Genomic DNA, 628 nt, shown 5'->3' on the forward strand with positions numbered 1-628 from the left:
TCTGATCGATCTGGCGCAGGCTGATGTGTCTTTCGATGACCTGAGCTTCTCCAAGAGCGGCAAATTCGTGCTGGTGGAATACGGCGATGTCGAGATTCTGGTGCGCGGTGCATCGCTGTCAGAGCTCAACAGCCAAGACAATTTCCTCTTCTGATCGGGTGCATTAACCTAACGCTACGCTTTTTAGTAGAGAGTTGCCCGCAGGCAACTCCTATAGCAACTTTTGAGGTTGTCGCCCGTGACCTGCCCCCCGCGAAATCCCTCACCTTAATGTAGAGTCTGCGCCGACTCTGAAGGAGCAGACACATGAGAAAGAGCCGTTTCACCGAGGCGCAAATTATCGAGATGATCAAGGAACAGGAGGCCGGGATGTCGACGGCTGAGTTGTGCCGCAAGCACGGCCTGAGCACGGCGACGTTCTACAAGTGTCTGACGTCAGCGCCAATGGGACAGTTTGGGTTGATTTGATAAGAGAGGGTTTCTGGCACATCGTAACCACCAAGGAGTGGATCTATGGACGCCCCCCGCGCAAGGTGTTTTTCACGATAGTAGCAGCGGCATTGGATGCGTGAATCTATCCGGCCTTTCTTGAAGCATTTCGGTTGCTTCTGGCCTCGATGGGATCCGC

1 pseudogene is annotated in these 628 nt (G+C 54.0%); it reads left to right on the forward strand.

Annotated elements, in window-relative coordinates:
• Nucleotides 1-306 precede the first annotated feature (306 nt).
• Nucleotides 307-426: pseudogene (locus AB9K37_RS01830) on the forward strand (transposase); the annotation flags it as partial.
• Nucleotides 427-628: the final 202 nt, after the last annotated feature.

This window comes from Donghicola sp. XS_ASV15, from assembly GCF_041224595.1.
Classification (GTDB): domain Bacteria; phylum Pseudomonadota; class Alphaproteobacteria; order Rhodobacterales; family Rhodobacteraceae; genus Donghicola.